At 44.7% G+C, this 19,026-nt stretch carries 18 protein-coding genes; 15 read left to right on the forward strand and 3 right to left on the reverse strand.

Annotation, left to right across the window (positions count from 1 at the left end):
• Window positions 1-4: 4 nt before the first annotated feature.
• Window positions 5-817, reverse strand: coding sequence for an IclR family transcriptional regulator (locus QLG00_RS11830; RefSeq protein WP_004935867.1), 813 nt, complete (start codon window positions 815-817; stop codon window positions 5-7).
• 275 nt (window positions 818-1,092) lie between these two features.
• Between QLG00_RS11830 and QLG00_RS11835 the strand changes: the two genes are divergently transcribed.
• From QLG00_RS11835 to QLG00_RS11905, 15 genes are all read left to right on the forward strand, one after another.
• Complete coding sequence (locus QLG00_RS11835; RefSeq protein ID WP_004935872.1) at window positions 1,093-1,398, forward strand: non-heme iron oxygenase ferredoxin subunit; 306 nt, start codon at window positions 1,093-1,095, stop codon at window positions 1,396-1,398.
• A gap of 21 nt (window positions 1,399-1,419) precedes the next feature.
• Window positions 1,420-1,719, forward strand: a complete 300-nt coding sequence (locus QLG00_RS11840) for a recombinase-like helix-turn-helix domain-containing protein (RefSeq protein WP_004935877.1) — start codon at window positions 1,420-1,422, stop codon at window positions 1,717-1,719.
• An 18-nt stretch (window positions 1,720-1,737) separates the two neighbouring features.
• Complete coding sequence (locus QLG00_RS11845; protein ID WP_208476981.1) at window positions 1,738-2,790, forward strand: aromatic ring-hydroxylating dioxygenase subunit alpha; 1,053 nt, start codon at window positions 1,738-1,740, stop codon at window positions 2,788-2,790.
• Between the two features lie 9 nt (window positions 2,791-2,799).
• Window positions 2,800-3,564, forward strand: coding sequence for an SDR family oxidoreductase (locus QLG00_RS11850; protein ID WP_208476980.1), 765 nt, complete (start codon window positions 2,800-2,802; stop codon window positions 3,562-3,564).
• A gap of 11 nt (window positions 3,565-3,575) precedes the next feature.
• Window positions 3,576-4,511 carry a VOC family protein gene (locus QLG00_RS11855; protein ID WP_104124459.1) on the forward strand — a complete coding sequence of 312 codons (936 nt, stop codon included), beginning with the start codon at window positions 3,576-3,578 and terminating at the stop codon, window positions 4,509-4,511.
• A gap of 23 nt (window positions 4,512-4,534) precedes the next feature.
• The gene (locus tag QLG00_RS11860) at window positions 4,535-5,746 is read left to right on the forward strand and encodes an FAD-dependent oxidoreductase (RefSeq protein WP_151815391.1); all 1,212 of its coding nucleotides are present in this window, start codon (window positions 4,535-4,537) and stop codon (window positions 5,744-5,746) included.
• A 68-nt stretch (window positions 5,747-5,814) separates the two neighbouring features.
• The gene (locus tag QLG00_RS11865; protein WP_004946034.1) at window positions 5,815-7,044 is read left to right on the forward strand and encodes an MFS transporter; all 1,230 of its coding nucleotides are present in this window, start codon (window positions 5,815-5,817) and stop codon (window positions 7,042-7,044) included.
• A 30-nt stretch (window positions 7,045-7,074) separates the two neighbouring features.
• Entirely contained in the window at window positions 7,075-7,599 is a 525-nt protein-coding gene (locus QLG00_RS11870; RefSeq protein WP_004935895.1) for a cupin domain-containing protein, read from the forward strand.
• A gap of 89 nt (window positions 7,600-7,688) precedes the next feature.
• On the forward strand, window positions 7,689-8,525 hold the full coding sequence (locus tag QLG00_RS11875) for an alpha/beta hydrolase (protein WP_282471070.1): 837 nt from the start codon (window positions 7,689-7,691) through the stop codon (window positions 8,523-8,525).
• A gap of 3 nt (window positions 8,526-8,528) precedes the next feature.
• A complete protein-coding gene (locus tag QLG00_RS11880) occupies window positions 8,529-9,323 on the forward strand; it encodes an SDR family oxidoreductase (RefSeq protein ID WP_282471071.1) in 795 nt (264 codons plus the stop codon).
• A 10-nt stretch (window positions 9,324-9,333) separates the two neighbouring features.
• Window positions 9,334-10,125 (forward strand): aspartate dehydrogenase, encoded by a 792-nt coding sequence (locus QLG00_RS11885; RefSeq protein ID WP_004935905.1) that lies wholly within the window; start codon window positions 9,334-9,336, stop codon window positions 10,123-10,125.
• Window positions 10,126-10,137: 12 nt separating this feature from the next.
• A complete protein-coding gene (locus QLG00_RS11890) occupies window positions 10,138-11,604 on the forward strand; it encodes an aldehyde dehydrogenase (protein ID WP_282471072.1) in 1,467 nt (488 codons plus the stop codon).
• Between the two features lie 62 nt (window positions 11,605-11,666).
• Window positions 11,667-13,307, forward strand: coding sequence for a thiamine pyrophosphate-binding protein (locus QLG00_RS11895; RefSeq protein WP_282471073.1), 1,641 nt, complete (start codon window positions 11,667-11,669; stop codon window positions 13,305-13,307).
• 238 nt (window positions 13,308-13,545) lie between these two features.
• Window positions 13,546-14,730: a hypothetical protein gene (locus QLG00_RS11900; RefSeq protein ID WP_282471144.1), complete on the forward strand. Its 1,185-nt coding sequence runs from the start codon at window positions 13,546-13,548 to the stop codon at window positions 14,728-14,730.
• Window positions 14,731-14,862: 132 nt separating this feature from the next.
• Window positions 14,863-16,212 (forward strand): PepSY-associated TM helix domain-containing protein, encoded by a 1,350-nt coding sequence (locus tag QLG00_RS11905; RefSeq protein ID WP_282471074.1) that lies wholly within the window; start codon window positions 14,863-14,865, stop codon window positions 16,210-16,212.
• Here QLG00_RS11905 and QLG00_RS11910 read toward each other — a convergent pair.
• Together QLG00_RS11910 and QLG00_RS11915 are read right to left on the reverse strand one after the other, a co-directional pair.
• The gene (locus QLG00_RS11910; protein ID WP_151868428.1) at window positions 16,209-16,703 is read right to left on the reverse strand and encodes a GNAT family N-acetyltransferase; all 495 of its coding nucleotides are present in this window, start codon (window positions 16,701-16,703) and stop codon (window positions 16,209-16,211) included. The genes QLG00_RS11905 and QLG00_RS11910 overlap by 4 nt on opposite strands.
• A gap of 169 nt (window positions 16,704-16,872) precedes the next feature.
• Window positions 16,873-19,011, reverse strand: coding sequence for a TonB-dependent siderophore receptor (locus QLG00_RS11915; RefSeq protein ID WP_282471075.1), 2,139 nt, complete (start codon window positions 19,009-19,011; stop codon window positions 16,873-16,875).
• Window positions 19,012-19,026: the final 15 nt, after the last annotated feature.

The following is a 19,026-nucleotide window of genomic DNA, read 5'->3' on the forward strand; positions in this document are numbered from 1 at the left end:
ACGACTAATAAATAAATTTTGAAATTTTTTCAGCAGTTTCAATAACCTGTTTGGATATATCTTGCTTAAATGTTGTTTCGTCATAGGTGCTGATCGGGCAGCTAACAGACAACACCGCCACCATTTCTTTTGAAGACTGACGATAAATCGGTGCTGCACATGCTGCCATGTCATGGTTGTAATGACCCCAGCTCACCATCGATGCCTGAGTTTTCACAAAGTTTAAACGCAGTAGCAGTTCTTTTAGATTTTTTGGGGTCAGTTCGGAAAAAGTATCCCATTCATCAAACTTACGGTAGCGCTGACGAATTTCTGTTTCGGGTAAATTTGATAACAGTAATTGACCAATGACGGTGGCGTGAGCTGGCCAGCGCGTACCCAAACTAATGGTACTGGTGAATGGGCCAGTCGACTGAATATTATTTACAAAGACAATATGCGTACCTTCTAAAATGGAAAGATGTACTGCAATTTTGGTTTGATCGCGTAAATCTTTCATCAAAGGTGTCGATAAATCGAGCAGTGACAGCTTTGACAAACTATTAAAACCTAACTCCATGACTTTGGAATCTAGCGCATAGGTTTTCTGCGATGCTTTGCGCAAAAATCCACAGGATTCTAAAGTGTAAATCAAACGAAATGCACTAGAACGGTTCACATCTAAAATTTCGGCAATTTCAGAAATGGTCATTTCCTGTGCTTCTTGATTGAACGCCTGCAAGATGGCTAAACCGCGTACAAGCCCTGGAACCAAATAGCGATCGTCATTTTTGCTCGCCTCGACGTCTACGACATCTTCTTCTACAGCTATGCTCATTCGATAAAAATTCCTAGAAATAAAAGGGGGAGTGATTTTGGTGCAATGTGCTTTATTTTGATTCTATTGTAATGATAAAGAATACTTAAAACAATGTTTATATATAAAACTAAATTTAATTGATAAAACGTAATAAAATATTTAAAAATAATTAAGATTATGAAATATATAATTTTTTATTTATTGACATAAAATCAATTTGAGGATTATCCTTTGCATATGTTTTGGAAATAAACAAATGTTTTGTATATAAAACAATATCGAGGGCTCAAACGATGAGTTGGATTTCAGTTTGTGGCATTGATGATGTCTCGGAAGATGAACCAAAAGCAGTTGAAGTAAACGACAAAAAAATTGGTGTATTCGTTATCGATGAGCAGTACTTTGCAATCGAAAATGTGTGTCCACATGCGTTTGCGTTGCTCACAGAAGGCTTTATTGAAGATCAAACCGTAGAGTGTCCATTGCACGAAGCGATTTTTGATATTCAAACCGGTGAACTAAAAAGCGGACCAGGATGTCGTGATCTGTGTACTTATCCCGTGCGCGTGGACGGGCAACAGATCCAGATTCAACTGTAATAGCAAGCAAGGAAATTTGCCGTGAAACAATTTAACGAAAAACTGGCCAATTGGATTAACGCCACACCTTCACTGGAAGCTGGTATCAACAATATCCAGATTCCGGGTCAAGTAGAGCATTTGGTTTGGCAAACCCGTTATAAATCACCTACTGCATATGAACAGGATTTTGTTAAACACCTGATCCAGGCTTTTGCTTCTGGGGTTACAGAGCTAAATGATCTGGTTGCAGCGCTAAATCAGCAAGGTTTTCGTCGCGAATCTGGTGAAGTTTGGACCATGCAGAGCTTTAGCGAAGAAATGCAGCGTTTGGGTTATTGAGATCAGGGAAGAAAAGACATGAATGCAATCTATCAACAAGCTTCAAGTACAGAAGACTATCTTGAACTGGGTTTACGTGATCAATGGTATCCCGTTCTGGCCAGTTGGGAAGTCAATGCAAATCCGGTTGGAATCACTCGTTTAGGTGAAAATATTGTGGTGTGGCGTGATCATGACGGTCAATTGCATGCACTTGAAGACCGCTGTCCGCACCGTGGCGCTCGTTTGTCGTTAGGTTGGAATCTTGGAAACCGAGTTGCCTGCTGGTATCACGGTGTAGAAGTGAATGGCAAGGGGATGGTTGAAGATGTACCTGCTGTACATGAATGTCCACTCAAAGGCGCTGAATGTGTAAAAAGCTATCCAGTGATAGAAAAGCACGATGCCATCTTTATTTGGTTTGGTCTGGATCTGAACGAACCACCAGCGGAACTAGCTTTCCCGGAGCAATTGGCTAGTGAAGAATGGAGTTCATTTTTGTGTCAGGCCGACTGGAAGGTCAATCATCAGTATGCAATTGATAACGTGATGGATCCTATGCATGGAACGTATTTGCACTGTACCTCGCATTCTATGGCAGAAGGTGAGCGTACAGCCGAGATGAAGCATCGCAATACCGAACATGGCTTTATTTTCGAAAAAGAAGGTCAAACTGGGGTGAACTTCGACTGGGTCGAATATGGCCAAACTGGAACCAGCTGGTTACGTTTATCTATTCCGTATCGCAAAGAATTTGGTCCGGGTGGAGTGTTCTGGATTGTCGGCTTTGCCACGCCTATCGATGCCAATAATACGCGCGTGTTTTTCTGGCGCTGCCGTCAGGTGTCTGGCTGGCAACGCCACGTATGGCGGTTCTTGTATCGCAATCATCTTGAAAAACTCCACTGGGATGTACTGGAGCAAGATCGCATCATTTTGGAAAATCTTGCGCCAAATGCACGTTCAAAAGAGTTTTTGTATCAACACGATGTGGGCTTATCGCGCTTACGCCGTCTGATGAAAAAAGATGCCGAAAAGCAGCTGAAAAAAATCGCGTTGCTGGATACCTCGGCGCTGGCACAAACGCCTTAAGGATTGGTTATGTCTTCTCATACATTACTGCAAGGTAAAAAAATCATTGTGACCGGAGCGGCACGTGGCTTGGGGCTTGGCTTTGCACAAGCTATCGCACAAGCGGGCGCGGAGGTTGTGATGGCAGATATTCTAGATGAACTGGTTCACCAAGAAGCCGCAGAGTTAAAACAGCAGGGCCTAACGGTTTATTCAACTGCACTCGATTTGTCGCAGCCTGAATCTGTACATCAGTGTGCTGAGTTTGCCATTCAAAAAATGGGCGGGCTGGATGGTTTGGTCAATTGTGCTGCACTGGCAACCGGAGTCGGTGGTCAAGATTTAATGGAATATGATCCTGTGCTATGGGATCGGGTCATGACCATTAATGTAAAAGGCACATGGCTGATGGTGCAGGCATGCGTGCCATATTTGAAGCAATCTGGTAGCGCAAAAATCGTCAATATCGCCTCGGATACCGCATTGTGGGGAGCACCTCGATTGATGGCTTATGTGGCCAGTAAAGGGGCCATTCTTTCCATGACGCGTTCAATGGCGCGAGAGTTAGGCGAATTTGAGATTTGCGTCAACACCATTTCACCGGGCCTAACCTTGGTGGAAGCAACTGAATATGTACCGCAAGAACGTCACAATCTTTATGTCACTGGACGCGCAATCCAGCGTCAGCAGCATCCGCAAGACTTAAACGGCACTGCAATTTATTTATTGTCCGATCTGGCTTCATTTGTGACGGGACAGAATATTCCGGTCAATGGTGGCTTTGTCTTTAATTAGGAGCGTTATGCATGATCAAGGGAATCGAAATTTTAAAATTTGGTGTAGAAGACAGGGCTCAAACCACAAAGTTTCTGCGTGATTTCGGGTTGTCTCAGCATACATCTGATCTGGACAATACTGAACTCTTTCAAACACAAAACGGCAGCAAACTTTATATATTTGATCTCGCCGATTCACGTTTACCTGCTGCAATTGAAGCGGGTTCCACCTTACGTGAAGTGACATGGGGGGTAAGCGAAGACACTGACTTGAATCACTTTGCGCTGTGTTTAAAAGACGTCGACGGTTTTGAGCAAGGTGAAGGTTATGTTCAGTGCCGCGATCCAAATGGTATGACCATCGTATTTCAGCGTTCAATCACGCACGATATACCTGAACAAAAAACAGAAGGTATCAATCAATACGGCAATATCCAGCGCATTAATGCCGCCAGTCCCGTATATGAAAAAGGTGAGCCGATTGCCATAGGTCATGTGGTGTTCTTTACACCTGATTTAGCAAAGACCGAAGATTTTTATAAAGAAAAATTGGGCTTTTACCTATCCGATGCTTATGTCAATCGTGGGGCATTTCTGCGCTGTCGTGGCGAAGGCTATCACCATGATCTGTTCTTGTTGTCCGTTCCAAATAAACCTGCGGGCCTAAATCATGTGGCTTTTGTGGTACGTGATATCCATGAGGTGATTGGCGGTGGTCTACACATGAATCGTTCGCAGTGGTCCACCTTCATCGGGCCGGGGCGTCATCCAATTTCTTCGGCGTACTTCTGGTATGTGAATTCTCCATTGGGCGGTGCATTTGAGTATTACACCAACGACGATTATCTCACTGAGGCATGGCAACCACGTTTTGAAGAACATCGTCTGGAGCTTTTTACTGAGTGGGCGATTGAAGGTGGGCTTGATCATGATACGCGTCGTCAGGTGAAACCTGTATCGCATTAAAAAAGGATTAAAGGAGAGAGGACATGGAGAGAATCGTAGTGGTAGGAGCAGGGCAGGCAGCAGGTTGGGCTGTAAGCACGCTTAGACAAGAAGGCTTTACTGGCGAAATTCATGTGGTTTCAGACGAAAACCAGATTTTTTATGAGCGTCCACCACTATCAAAGCAAGTGCTGTCGAAAGAAGCTACCTACGACAGTCTAAATTTATTTTCTCCTGAACAAATTGATGCTTTCTCAATCCATCTACACAAACCTGACCGTGCTACACAAATTGATCGTGTGAGTCAGCAAGTCACTTTGGAAAGTGGCAAAGTCCTTGCCTATGACAAATTACTGATTGCCACTGGGAGCCGTGCACGAGTTCCAGCCAATACATGGAAAGATATACCAAATGTTGTGACATTACGAGATGTCCAAGATTGCGAGCGTTTAGCAAAACTACTCGATACAGCACAGTCTGTGGCCATTGTGGGTGGCGGATGGATCGGGCTTGAAATTGCGGCAACCGCACGTAAACAGGGCAAAACTGTAGATGTATTTGAATATGCTGAACGTCTATGTGCCCGTAGCGTTAGTCCAGAAGTGTCTAAGTTTTTGTATGACATTCACACCGCACAGGGCACACATATTCACTTAAACAGTAAAAACTTGCATTTGATCGAAGCCTCTAACGGAAGCGTTAATGTGCTCAATCATCCTGAACCATCGCGTTGTTACGACTGCGTGGTGGTGGGAGCAGGTGCCGAAATTGCCAAAGAGTTGGGCGTTCATGCTGGCTTAGAGGTAAAAGACGGCATAGTAGTGAACCGTTTCGGACAAACTTCCGATGCAAATATTTATGCTGCCGGCGATGTCGCGATTCATCCGGTCTTGGGGTATTGCATCCAGTCTTGGGCCAATGCACAAAATCAAGCAATCGCGGCAGCAAAATCCATGATGGGTGTGGCAACGGAATATGCCGACATTCCATGGTTATGGTCCGATCAGTATCACTTCAATATTCAAATTTTGGGCACCTATCAACCCGAGTTAAATCCGAGCTTGGTGGTGCGTCAATGTAGTGATACCCAGATCAGTTATTTGTATCTGGATGCACAGCAGCGCTTGATCAACATGATTTCAGTCAACGACGCCAAGCTGGTCAAGCTAGCCAAGCGTTGGATTCAAAATGGGACCGTACTCGATCCAGCGCAACTGACAAATCCAGAATTTAATGTCATGAAGCTTAAACCTTAATAAAGCTTCACGACGTCTAGCCAGATCAATCATTTTCAGATCTTTAGCCAAATCGAAGGAACGTTTGCATGTTAAATGATGTAGATGAAAAAAAAGGATTCAAACACTGGATACCCGCATTTGTACTGATGGCGTGCGTGGTACTGGCGTTCTTTGACAAGATTAGTATTGCCGTGCTGTTTTCAGATCCGCACTTTCAAGATGCCATGGGGATTGCACAGGATAAGGCAAAACTGGGTTGGTTAATGACCAGCTTTTTATTGGCCTACGGATTCTCATCGATTTTCTTAAGTTTTCTCGGAGATATTTTTAATCCGAAAAAGATGCTGTTTTGGAGCGTCACTTCTTGGGGTGTGCTGATGTTTATCATGGGTTTTACCACCCATTACGGCACCATGCTGTTGTTGCGAGTTCTGCTAGGTATTGCAGAAGGTCCGTTGTTTGCTTTGGCCTATGCAATTGTCAAACAAACCTATACAGATCGTCAGCAAGCGCGTGCATCGACCATGTTTTTGCTGGGAACACCGATTGGCGCTTTTCTAGGCTTCCCAATTACCGCAGCCGTTTTGGCCAAGCATGACTGGCACACCACCTTTTTTGTAATGGCTGGCTTAACCCTGATCGTCATGCTGTTGGTGTTGGTGGGGCTACGCAATCTTAATTTACGTAAGTCGATCGAACTCGAAGGGACCGGTAAACGTGTCAATTTTCAGGGACACCTCAAAAATACCAAAGTATTGCTAAAAAACGGCGCTTTTTGGTTGGTGTGTTTGTTCAATATCGCCCTCATGACCTATTTGTGGGGACTCAATAGCTGGGTGCCGTCTTACTTAATTCAAGACAAGGGATTCAATCTGAAAGAGTTCGGTTTTTATTCGAGCTTACCATTTATAGCCATGCTAATTGGTGAAATTGTCGGTGCGATATTTTCAGACAAATTGGGGAAGCGTGCTGTTCAGGTCTTTGGTGGGTTACTAATAGCCGGAATTTCGCTTTACGTCATGGTGCTGATGACCAGTCCACTTCTCATTATTGCGGCCATGTCGGTCAGTTCAATGGCATGGGGCTTTGGCGTAGCGGCTATTTTTGCCCTACTGGCGCGTGTCACCACTGCCGATGTGGGTGCAACCGCAGGGGGAATATTTAATGGTTTGGCAAATTTTGCCAGTGCGGCCGCTCCAGTTCTGATTGGCATGATTGTGATGCAAACAGGCAGTTTTAACTTGGGAATCACGTTCTTGGCCGTGGTGGCAATTGTGGGATCGTTCTTTCTCACCCCATTACTCAAACGTTACTAATTCATTTTCAATTTTAAGTAGGAGTCAGTCATGAGTACTCAACAATTTGAATCATGGAATCAACCAGAAGGAACCAGTTTAGAAGAATGGTTAACTACCCGTATCGCCCGATTCGAGACACGTGAATACGATTTCGACGCGCTCAAGTTTCAGGCCGATTATGACCCGAAATACCGCCGTGCACAGATGCGTTACATGGGGTCTGGTGCAACAGGCGTAGGGCAAGACAGCAATACGGTTCCTGCCGAAAACTTTACCTTTTCGACCATGGTCTTGCCGCCACAATGTGAAGGGCCATTGCACATTCATCACGATGTGGAAGAAGTGTTCTTTATGTTGCGTGGTGAAATTGACCTGTTTATCGAGCATAACGGTGAAAAATTTAGTACGCGTTTAAAAGAACGTGATCTGATTTCGATTCCACCAGGAATTTACCGAGGTCTGTTTAATCCGGGTCAAGACGATGCCTTGATGTGTGTGATGCTCGGTGCGGGTAAGCCGACGATTCCGAATTATCCGCCTGAGCATCCGTTGTCTCAAATTAAACGTAACTAAATGCAGATATAGCGCGCAGCTACATCAATCTTCAAAACGGGAACTCGACGCACTCCTTGGTGTGCAAAAGTTCCCTATATCGGGAAATCATGATGACACTTGTCGAAAAATTACAGCATTTTCCAGTTCAGATGCTTGAGATTTCTGGTGCTACGCAAGCCTATCGTGAGTCTGGCTCAGGTGAACAAGTGCTGGTGCTATTACATGGCATCAGCTCAGGTTCGGGGTCTTGGGTGCAGCAATTGGAAACACTGGGTCATCATTTTCGCGTTATTGCATGGGATGCACCGGGGTATGGATTATCAGATCCTTTAAACACGGCCGAGCCCAAAGCAACAGATTATGCCGAGCGTTTAAAAGCACTTCTGGATGGTCTGAACATCGATACAGCGATTGTGGTTGGCCACTCGCTTGGTGCATTGCAGGCCAGTGCATTTGCCCAGTGTTATCCCGATCGTGTGGAACAACTCATCATTGCAAATGTGGCGCAGGGTTATGAGCGTTACAGCGCCGAACAACAGGCTGATGTATATCACAAACGGCCAAAATTATTGGTCGAGCTAGGTCAAACAGGATTGGCTCAGACACGTGGGCCGCATCTCACTTTTTTAAAAACGCCAGTGATTCTAGAGTTGATTGAACAGGTCATGCAGAACCTGCACCTCGAAGGATTCACACACGCATCTTATTTATTGGCATATGACGAAATTCGAAATTACTTAAACGATTTAAAGGTGCCTTGCACCGTGATTGCGGGTCAATGCGACAGCATTACACCTGCTGGAGCAATTAAAAAGCTGGCACAAGAAATTCAATGTCGAAACTACATCGAGATTCAAGCGGCAGGGCATTTGAGCTATGTCGATCAGGTTGAATCATTTAATCAAATTGTTTTGTCCGTCAAGCAGCATATTAACGAGAGATAATCTATGAGCTTCCAAGTTGAAGGAAAAGTAGCAGTAGTCACAGGTGGCTCTTCTGGTATCGGATTGGCTGCAGTGGAAATTTTAGTTGCAGAAGGTGCCAAAGTGGCATGGTGTGGGCGTGATCAAGTACGTTTAGACAACTCAAAACAATACATTTTAGAGAAGTTTCCAAGCGCACAAATTTACACACAAAATTGTAATGTTTTAGACAAACACGATGTTCAACAGTTTGCGCAAACGGTACATCGTGAACTGGGCAATGTCGACATGCTGATCAATAATGCGGGTCAGGGGCGCGTCTCGAGTTTTGAAGATACTCAAGATGAAGACTGGATGAAAGAAATCGAGTTGAAATACTTTAGTGTACTGCATCCCGTACGCGCTTTTTTAGACGATCTTAAACGCTCGGAAATCGGTTCAATTACCAATGTGAATTCTTTACTGGCGTTACAGCCTGAACCTCACATGATCGCAACCTCATCTGCACGCGCAGCTCTGCTTAATTTAACCCATTCGTTGGCACATGAATTTAATCAGCTTAAGGTGCGGGTCAATTCAATTTTACTGGGCATGGTCGAATCGGCGCAGTGGAAGCGTCGTTATGCCAACCGTTCAGATCAAGAACAATCTTGGGAAGAGTGGACTGCCAATATTGCCAAAAAACGCGGAATTCCAATGCAGCGCTTAGGTAAGCCTGAGGAGCCTGCTCGCGCACTGGTATTTCTTGCATCGCCGTTAGCGTCTTATACCACAGGTTCAACAATTGATGTTTCTGGCGGATTTAACAAGCATTTATAAGGTGAATGCAATGAAGCAATTAATGATGATTGGATTTGGTGCAATGGCTTCTGAGGTTTATGCGCACTTGCCCCATGATTTAGCGCTGAAATGGATTGTGGTTCCTGAGGGAAGTATTGACAGTGTTAAACAAAAAGTCAGTGCCGATATTCAGGTGATTTCCGATATCGATCAGTGTGAAGGCACGCCAGATTATGTGATTGAAGTGGCCGGTCAGGCAGCGGTAAAAGAACATGCCAAGAAAGTCTTGCAGCATGGTTGGACCATTGGACTCATTTCTGTGGGTACCTTGGCCGACAGCGTGTTTTTTACTGATTTGCAGCAAACAGCCGAAAAAAATGGTGCGCATCTGCATTTGCTTGCAGGGGCAATTGCAGGTATCGATGGCATAGCCGCGGCCAAAGAAGGTGGGCTTGAACAGGTCACCTATAAAGGCTGCAAAAGCCCGAATAGCTGGCGAGGGAGTTATGCAGAACAGTTGATTGATCTCGATCAGGTTCAGGCACCTACAGTGTTTTATCGCGGAAGCGCACGTGAGGCAGCACTTAAATTTCCGGCCAATGCGAATGTGGCCGCAACCATTGCACTGGCAGGTGTAGGAATGGACCAGACCCAAGTCGAACTCATGGTCGATCCGGCAATTCAACAAAACAAACACACCATCGTGGCACAGGGCCGATTCGGGCAAATGACCGTTGAAATGATTGGAGTGCCGCTGGCATCAAATCCAAAAACCTCAACACTGGCTGCTTTGAGTGTCATTCGTGCATGCCGTAACAGTGTTGAAGCTATTCAGATTTAAAAGGAGCTCAAAATGGTCAAGGAACTTTATATTGCAGGTGAATGGCGTTTGGGCCGAGGTAAAGTGATTCAAAGCATCTTTCCGGCAGACAATTCGGTAAATGCAGAAATCTCGACGGCAAGTCCTGAAGATATTGAAGAAGCGATTGTTAAAGCCGATCAGGCATGGCGGTCACCTGAGTGGCGTGAGCGAATGCCACATGAGCGTGCCAAAGTGCTGTACAAGGTTGCCGAGCTGATTGAGGCACGTGCCGAAGGGTTATCGAAGCTGCAAACTCGCGATAACGGTAAACCTTTAGCCGAAACCAAAGCGCTGGTCATGAGCGCCGCTGCTACAGCCCGCTATGTTGCGGCTGCCTGCGAAACCATGAATGATGACATGACCACGCAGCGTGCCGCAGACTTTATGACTTTTAGTGTGCATGAGCCTGTTGGTGTGGTGGCTGCAATTACGCCTTGGAATTCTCCGATTGCCAGTGAAGTACAAAAACTTGCACCTGCTTTGGCAGGCGGTAATGCAGTGATTTTAAAACCCGCTGAAGCCACCTCATTAATTGCATTGGAGCTCGCCAAAATATTTGAAGAGGCGGGTTTGCCCAAGGGCTTGCTAAGTGTCTTGGTCGGCAAAGGGTCTGTGGTTGGCGACGCGATCGTGAAACATCCACTGGTGCGTAAAATCTCATTTACTGGGGGAACCAGCACAGGTCGTCATTTAGCGCATATTGCAGCCGATAAACTGATCACCACATCGCTTGAATTAGGTGGCAAATCACCTACGATTGTCTTGCCAGATGCCGACATCGAACTTGCAGCCAAAGGTATTGCTTACGGTATTTTCAGCTCTGCCGGTCAAGCCTGTATCGCAGGTTCACGTTTATTTATTCATAGCAGCATTTTCGATCAATTTTTAAAGCGTCTGGTCGAAATCACTAAAGGCCTTCGCGTAGGTCATCCTGAGCAGAACAATGTACATATGGGATCACTCATTAACGCAGCGCATCTGGCATCGGTAGATCGTTATGTACAACTTGCCATTCAAGAAGGCGGCGAGATTGTCACGGGTGGTCATGCACTTACCGAAGGCGATTTTGCAAAGGGCAGCTTCTATTTGCCGACTATTATCACTGGCCTAAAAAATCATGCACAAGTCTGTCAAGAAGAAATTTTCGGGCCAGTGCTGGTAGTAATGAAATACGACAACGAAGCGGATTTGCTTGAACAAGCCAACGACAGCTGCTTTGGATTGGCCGCAGGCATCTGGACAGAAAACTACCGTAAAGCATGGCGTATGGCTCGCGCACTTGAAGTAGGAACGGTTTGGATCAACACCTACAAAAAGTTTTCTATTTCAGCACCGTTTGGTGGATTTAAAGACAGCGGAATCGGTCGTGAAAAAGGACGCCAAGGCATTTTGTCTTATATGCAGCAAAAAAGTATTTATATGGGGCTAAATGAACAGCCAAACCCGTGGGCAGATTAAGCCAATTTTAGCCAAGATATTTATTTAACAAAATTTTATACAAAATTCAGAGGAAGATGTTCATGACAGAACGTGTCAATGTTGGAGAGGCAATTGCCCGTTTACTTGAAGCACATGCGGTGAATAGTATCTATGGCGTGATTTCTATTCATAACTTACCAATCGCCGATGCGGTAGGGCGCCGTGAAAAAATCCGCTTTGTTGCGGCACGTGGTGAGGCAGGTGCAGTGACCATGGCCGATGCACATGCCCGTTTTAAAGGCTTAGGCGTTGCATTAACCAGTACAGGCGCAGGTGCTGGTAATGCCGTAGGGTCATTAATTGAAGCCATGAATGCAGGTAGTCCAGTACTCCATCTAACCGGACAGGTTGAACGAGAATATCTCGATCGTGATGCCAGCTTTATTCATGAAACCAAAGATCAATTAACTTTTTTACGTGCTTCAAGCAAAGCGGCATTTCGTATCACCAGCCCAGATCATGCCATTGGTATCATCCGTGAAGCCATTCGCGTGGCAACCACAGTGCCAATGGGGCCAGTAAGTGTGGAGTTACCCATTGATATGCAGGCAGCTGAAATCGATTTACCTCACGATTTGTCACCTGTACAGCCACTACAGCTTCCACAGGTCGATGAAAGCCATGTCGATTATTTGGTGAGCCAGTTGCAAAGCGCGAAACGCGCCGTGTTCTGGATCGGTGGAGGTGCACTCGATTGTGTAGACGAAATAAAAGCGATTGCAGATTTGGGGATTCCCGTGGTGTCCTCAACGCATGGACGTGGCATTTTACCCGATGCCCATCCACGCAGTTTGGGGGCATTTCATAATTCGGCGCATGTAGAAGCACTTTTAAAAGCGGCTGATTTAGTCGTGGTAGTGGGTTCGCGCCTTCGCAGTAATGAAACCAAAACCTATTCGGTTGAATTTCCGGCCAATTTCATTCAAATCGATGCCAATCCAGTTGCACAGCAGCGTAACTATAAAGTTAATCGGTTTATTTGTGCAGATGCCAAAGATATTTTGACCCGTGCATTGAGTAAATTATCGAGTATTTCAAAAGTCGATTCTGACTATGATCAAGCCATTGCGGCAGCTAAAACCTCAGCAGTTGAAGCACTTCGCAAACAGCTCGACCAGTATGCTTTGATTTGCGATCACTTACGCGAGGCGCTCCCAGAAGATGGCATTTTCGTACGTGACATTACCATGTCGGGCAGCACGTGGGGCAGCCGTTTATTTCCGGTTCAAGCACCTAACCGCAATATTCACTCGCTTGCCGGTGCGATCGGGCTTGGGCTTGCACATGCGATAGGTTCGAGTATTGCCAACCCAGATAAAAAAGTCGTGGGGTTGGTCGGTGATGGTGGCCTAATGCTTGGAATTGGTGAAATTGCGACCATGGCGCAAGAAAAAACAGATCTAGTGCTGATGATCATGAATGATGGCGGTTATGGCGTGATGCGAGGCATCCAAAATAACTACTTTGGTGGGCGTCAGTACTTTAATGAACTCCATACACCAGACTATCAAAAGTTAGGTGAATCTATGGGGGTAAAAAGCTGGAAAGTTTCCAGTGCCGATGAATTTAAAGTTGCAATCAAACAAGCCATTGAGTTTAAAGGACCAGCCGTAATTGAGCTCGATATGCACGCAATTGGTCCACTCAATTTTGCAGGCCCGCCGCAGAAAAAACTCTACTAAGACATTTTTACAACCCGACAACTGATTGGTCATTTTGCTGCTCAGGCAGCAAAGTGATCTTAACTAAAAAATGATAATGGGTCATGGGGAGGGTGTTAAGGAAAGACACGTCCCCATAATAAAAGGCACAAATTTTTTTTAGTTAAAAATTAAATTAAACAATGTTTTGTATGTAAAACAAAATGTGCCTGTGCTCGACACAGCATCAGTAATAAGGATTTTGGTGATGAAAAAAAATATGATTCGCATGTTAAGTTTAGCAGTATGTTGTCTTGGGGGACACACAGCCACATGGGCAGCGGATTCTCCATTGGAGTGGAAAAGCGATGATGGTACTGCTTCATTTAAGGTGGGCGGCGTGATTCGTGTTCAGCAACGCTATGAAAGCTGGAAAGAAAGTCAAAATCGAGGTTTTGGTAAAGCAGATTTTGATGTATTTCGTCTAGATTTAAAGGGAACCTACGATAACTTTTATTTAAATTCGAGCTTTCTACTGCAAGATCAAGAATTTACATCAATCGAAAAAGCCTATATTGGCTATAAATTTAATAGCAACAATAGCGTAGAGGCAGGATTGGTCTATAAACCCTTCGCGATTTATCCGTACCCGCAAAACGGCTGGACGTATCATATTCCTTTCTTTTTAGGCTATGGCAATAATATTGCGCCGGGCCTCAATTGGAACTACACCGATAAAGACTGGGACATCAAACTCGGCTATTACCCGGAAATGCTAAAGACCAATATGCGTTACTCGCCGGAAAGTGGCACCTACGATGACTTGAAAAATATCTTTCCAAATCAGCGTGCCTATCAAAACGAAAAACGTAATCAGGTGAATGCGCGATTCGTTAAAAAGTTTGACACCCCAGTAGGCAAGCAGGAAGTAGGGCTTTCAGGCGCGGTTTCTCAACTTCATAATAAAGTGACCGATGATGATGGCAAATACTATGCATTAGGCCTACATGCCAATACCAATATGAATCGCTGGAATGTGCAAGGATCTGTGATTCACTATAAATACGATGCAAAAAATCCGGATGGCGTCAGTAATGACATGACTTTAATGGGAACGAACGGCCTGACACCATCTTATTTTATTGCCTCTGAAGGGACTGTATCGAGCTTTAATGTGGCTTATACCTTACCCGTTCAAGACCTGTGGAAACTCAAGGCAATTAAATTTTACAACGATTATAGTTACTTCGATAAAGAACGCAGTGACTGGTCTGCCTCTCAGCTCAACACCACGGGCATGATGCTGATTGCATCACCGTTTCTGGTTTGGGTGGATTATACATGGGGCAAAAATGCCAATTTTATTGGTGGATCGACCAATAGCACTGGCTATACTTCTGCAAGCTCACAAAATAGTGACAAATGGTTGTACCGGATCAACTTAAATTTCGGATTCAATTTTTAAATAGAAAATCTGATCTAAAGTTTATAGCCACAAAACCATTAAGCCCGGGTTTGTGGTTTTTTTATCGTTGAAATTAGGCTGTTGTATACAAAATCAACTATACTAACGAGGTAATTTTCTGTATGTCGCGTTATGGCTGTCCATCATTCTTCTCCTCGTTTTTGGCGTGATTTTTTTGTTTTATTGCATCGTTACGCCGGGCTTTTTATTGCGCCGTTTATATTTATTGCTGCCCTAACAGGGCTGCTTTACGTACTCACGCCGCAGCTAGAGCAGTATGTCTATCGAGATGTACTGTATAGCCAACCCGATGGCCACCGTGCCGGCACGCTCACCCAGCAAATTCAGGTGGCTCAGGCGCAACTGCCACCCACCGCACAAATCGTTGCAGTACGTCCTGCACCGACACCTCACGATACCACTCGCGTAATGTACAGCGATCAAACTCGCCAGATCAATAATCAGGCCGTCTTTGTCGATCCGAATACTTTAGCCGTAAAAGGTGAGCTAGGCGTGTATGGCACCAGTGGGATTTTACCATTACGTACACAGCTCGATCGTTTGCATCGAGATCTTTTGCTTGGCGAGTGGGGACGTATTTATAGTGAGTTGGCCGCGAGCTGGATGGGGCTTTTGGCCTTGTCGGGCCTTTATCACTGGATGATTCGTCGTAAAAATACTTCGGGTGCTGTTTCTGGTACACGTGCTCAATTACTTAAATGGCACCGCTGGATTGGACTAATTTTATTGCCATTGCTGCTATTTTTTTCGATTACTGGTCTGACGTGGTCAAACTGGGCAGGCTCTAATATTTTAAGCTTGCGTCAGGCTTTGGGCTGGCAAACGCCTAGCTTAAATACAGCATTGTCAGGGCAAACAGCTACCGATGCACATGCGGCACATCATGAACACCACCAAGGTATGGTCATGCAAATGCACAGTATGATCAGTGCGCATGATTTTGAGCTCGCGTTAAAATTGGCACGAAGCGAAGGGATTAGCGCAAATAAAATTCAAATTCGTCCACCTGCGGCGCCTAATCAAGCATGGATAGTGGAAGAAATTGATCGTGGCTGGCCAACTCAGGTCAATAGCGTAGCGATTGATTTACAGCAGCAGCGTGTAATTGATCATGTTGACTTCGAGCGGTTTCCGCTGGTGGCCAAATTAACCCGATGGGGAGTAGATGCCCACATGGGGGTGTTGTTTGGCTGGCCCAATCAATTGCTTTTGGTGCTCTTTGCACTGGGTTTATGTGCTGCGATTTTGATGGCCTATCGCGCATGGTGGAAAACATCAAACTTTAAGGAAAGCACGATTATGTTTTCCCAACACAGCCTCACGATTTGGCAAAAGGGTAGTATGAGTCAGCGCATTGGCTTGATACTCCTTTTGGGAGTAACCAGTTTGTGTTTGCCTATTTTTGGTCTGAGTATTCTGGTCGCGCTTGTGCTGATTCTGCTGCGCCGGCAACGTCTTTAAATCGATTTGAGCATATGCAGGGTGTCGTAATCCTGTATCCATTCGCGCCGAATTAAATGAAAGCCCTGTTGCTGCCAAAAGTATTCGGCTGCTGGTAAAAATGGATGGGTATGCAGATAAAAATGTCTGATATTTTGGGTGCGCGCATATTCAAAAAGCGCCTGACATAATCTGCTTGCCAATCCTTGCCGACGATAGTGAGGCTCAACAAATAGTTTGACCACTTCTACACATGGGCTGGGTAACTCAAGATCAAATCTGGCATCATAGCTTCGATAAGCCACCATTGCCACGATGGACTCGCCGTCTTTTATGATGAAGCAGGCACCCATCGGGCTTACCACATAAGTTTCATCAAAATGGGTGAGATCATGTGGTAAACTGGTTTGATAAACCTCAGGAAACAATAACTGTCGGGTTCGAATGGCAAAAGCTTGTGCTGCTTGTAGGTTGTCTTGATCTAGCAAGCGTGGGGTAAATGAGGAAGTCATGAATCAGCTCAAACTCAGATTTTTTCTAAATGAATTAAAGATCCGTTTAGCAACACAGACCTTAATTTCTTGCATTTTACTCATAACGTTGCCGAATACCTAATCGAAATAAAAATATTCAAACATAAAAAAAGTGACCCAATTGGGCCACTCTGATCATCAATAAGGCTTAAAACTTCCACTGCATAGAAAGTGAAGCGTTAATTGGATCGCCCGGTTGAATCCACATTTCATTGTAGCTCTCGACATAATAAGTTTTATCAAATACGTTATTTAAACTGAATTGGTAACGAAATTGATCATTTGGTGCGTAGTAGGCATTCAAATTCATGATGGTATACGCCGGTAACATTAAATTGCCTTGATCATTTTGGGTACCATTTCGTTGGCCCACATAGACGATATTGCCACCTATACCAGCTTTACGCTGACCATCATCAAGTAATAAATAGTCCAGACTCAGATTGGCATTGTGTTTGGGAATACTATTTAAACGCGTACCTTTGGCTATTTGGGTGTCTTTGGTAATAATGGCATCGGTATAGGTGTAATTGGCCAGTACATTGAGCTTTGACCATAATTGTGTTTGTGCCGTTAATTCCACCCCTTGGCTACGCGCTTCACCAGCTGCGTATTGAAAACTCGTATTACTTGGATCGATCGTTAAAGCATTACGCTTTTTCATATGAAACAGCGCAGCACTTAAAAGGCTTGTATCGTTGGGTAGAAATTTGCTTCCCACTTCATAGCTTTCACCTTTCTCTGGTGCAAACACATCGCCATTGGCATTGGTGCCCGTATTTAGTGCAAATGACCGGCCATAGTTGCTATAAAATGATAAATGATCATTGAATTTATAATTTAAGCCAAAGCGCGGCGATACTTCGTTAAATATTTCTGATGAATTTGAGCCTTTTAAATGATTATCAAGGCTTTGCTTAATGTGATCCAAACGTCCGCCGATTAAAACACTCCAGTGGTCATTGAAAAACATTTGGTCTTGTAAATTAAGTGCTGCGTAGTCTTGCACTTCATGGGTACTAATGAATTGCCCCATGTCTTTGGGATAGGTGCCGTATTGTGGATGGTTGACATTAATCTGGTTCACACAATATCGTTTCAGATCGTCGTACCCACCATTCTTTTTTCCAACACGTCCGTTATCACAACGAAGCTGGCCTTGGTTAAACACCAGCGTGCCAACTTCTGCGCCAACTAAAACTTCGTGTTTTGCCCATGAACTGTCAATTTTTCCAAGTAGTTCAGTTTGGGCCAAGCGGTCGGCGGTGTAGGTATAACGCTGGCGGCGCTGACGATTTAATGTTTGGGCATCCGCTTCAAAACTACGCGGCTCGTTAGAGCTTCCAGCAATCTTACCTTGCTTGTAACTGATGGCACTGTTGAGTGTCCAGTCATCATTGAAGCTATGCGCGAGATGTAACTGATAAAACTGATCGCTGACTTCATTTTCATCTGCTGAAGGTTCACCTGTAAAGGTTTTACGATCCATTAAAATCTGACCTTTATAAGCACTAATACCACGATCAAATATGCCTTTTTGGCGCGTGATTTCACTATCAAAATTGAGCTGGGTTTGATCGGAAATTTTCCAGCTTAATTGAGGTGAAAAGAACCAGCGGTCACTGTTGACATAATCACGAAAGCTTTGATTATCTTCATGTGCAACGGCCAATCGATAAGCGACCTGATCATTAATCGGTGCCGTATATTCAAAACTGCCGCGATATTTTTCTTCTGTATTGGCTCTCAGGTTAATTTCACCTTGTGGTTGCCACTGCGGTTTTTTGGTAGTGATATTGATTAATCCTCCCATTTCGCCGCGACCATACAGCGCAGCAGCAGGGCCTTTTAAAATATCGATGGAGGCAATATTGACCAGATCGCGCGGCGCGCTCAAACCACGGTTCACACTTAAGCCATTTCGAATAATAGTGGCGCTCACGTTTGGGTCGGTGGTGAAACCACGAATGGAATAATTATCCCAGAATCCACCGCCGTAATTGTTTTGCGCATAAACGCCCGTCACCAGCTGAATCGCTTCATCGATGCGCTGGACATCTTGTTGCTTCAAAATTTCCTCAGATAAGAAACTGCGACTAAATGGCACATCTACAATATCATGCGCAAATTTAGTTGTTGCCGAGGTTTTCTTTTCGGTTTCCTGTTCGGTAGCAGCTTGCAAAGTAATGGTGGAGAGAACGTTACTCGATTTATCGTCGGCCCAAACTAATCCTGGAAAAAAAGAAAGCCCCAAAACAGACGAAATTAAATAAGATGTGCGTTGCATAAAAACGGCTCAATC

It is taken from the genome of Acinetobacter sp. V89_7 (assembly GCF_029967895.1).
Lineage (GTDB): Bacteria > Pseudomonadota > Gammaproteobacteria > Pseudomonadales > Moraxellaceae > Acinetobacter > Acinetobacter soli.

Excerpts from the sequence above, each read along its gene's own strand:
- QLG00_RS11830 (WP_004935867.1), bottom strand. The coding sequence starts at position 817 with ATGAGCATAGCTGTAGAAGAAGATGTCGTAGACGTCGAGGCGAGCAAA.
- QLG00_RS11835 (WP_004935872.1), top strand. The coding sequence starts at position 1,093 with ATGAGTTGGATTTCAGTTTGTGGCATTGATGATGTCTCGGAAGATGAA.
- QLG00_RS11845 (WP_208476981.1), top strand. The coding sequence starts at position 1,738 with ATGAATGCAATCTATCAACAAGCTTCAAGTACAGAAGACTATCTTGAA.
- QLG00_RS11850 (WP_208476980.1), top strand. The coding sequence starts at position 2,800 with ATGTCTTCTCATACATTACTGCAAGGTAAAAAAATCATTGTGACCGGA.
- QLG00_RS11855 (WP_104124459.1), top strand. The coding sequence starts at position 3,576 with ATGATCAAGGGAATCGAAATTTTAAAATTTGGTGTAGAAGACAGGGCT.
- QLG00_RS11860 (WP_151815391.1), top strand. The coding sequence starts at position 4,535 with ATGGAGAGAATCGTAGTGGTAGGAGCAGGGCAGGCAGCAGGTTGGGCT.
- QLG00_RS11865 (WP_004946034.1), top strand. The coding sequence starts at position 5,815 with ATGTTAAATGATGTAGATGAAAAAAAAGGATTCAAACACTGGATACCC.
- QLG00_RS11870 (WP_004935895.1), top strand. The coding sequence starts at position 7,075 with ATGAGTACTCAACAATTTGAATCATGGAATCAACCAGAAGGAACCAGT.
- QLG00_RS11875 (WP_282471070.1), top strand. The coding sequence starts at position 7,689 with ATGATGACACTTGTCGAAAAATTACAGCATTTTCCAGTTCAGATGCTT.
- QLG00_RS11880 (WP_282471071.1), top strand. The coding sequence starts at position 8,529 with ATGAGCTTCCAAGTTGAAGGAAAAGTAGCAGTAGTCACAGGTGGCTCT.
- QLG00_RS11885 (WP_004935905.1), top strand. The coding sequence starts at position 9,334 with ATGAAGCAATTAATGATGATTGGATTTGGTGCAATGGCTTCTGAGGTT.
- QLG00_RS11890 (WP_282471072.1), top strand. The coding sequence starts at position 10,138 with ATGGTCAAGGAACTTTATATTGCAGGTGAATGGCGTTTGGGCCGAGGT.
- QLG00_RS11895 (WP_282471073.1), top strand. The coding sequence starts at position 11,667 with ATGACAGAACGTGTCAATGTTGGAGAGGCAATTGCCCGTTTACTTGAA.
- QLG00_RS11900 (WP_282471144.1), top strand. The coding sequence starts at position 13,546 with ATGATTCGCATGTTAAGTTTAGCAGTATGTTGTCTTGGGGGACACACA.
- QLG00_RS11905 (WP_282471074.1), top strand. The coding sequence starts at position 14,863 with ATGGCTGTCCATCATTCTTCTCCTCGTTTTTGGCGTGATTTTTTTGTT.
- QLG00_RS11910 (WP_151868428.1), bottom strand. The coding sequence starts at position 16,703 with ATGACTTCCTCATTTACCCCACGCTTGCTAGATCAAGACAACCTACAA.
- QLG00_RS11915 (WP_282471075.1), bottom strand. The coding sequence starts at position 19,011 with ATGCAACGCACATCTTATTTAATTTCGTCTGTTTTGGGGCTTTCTTTT.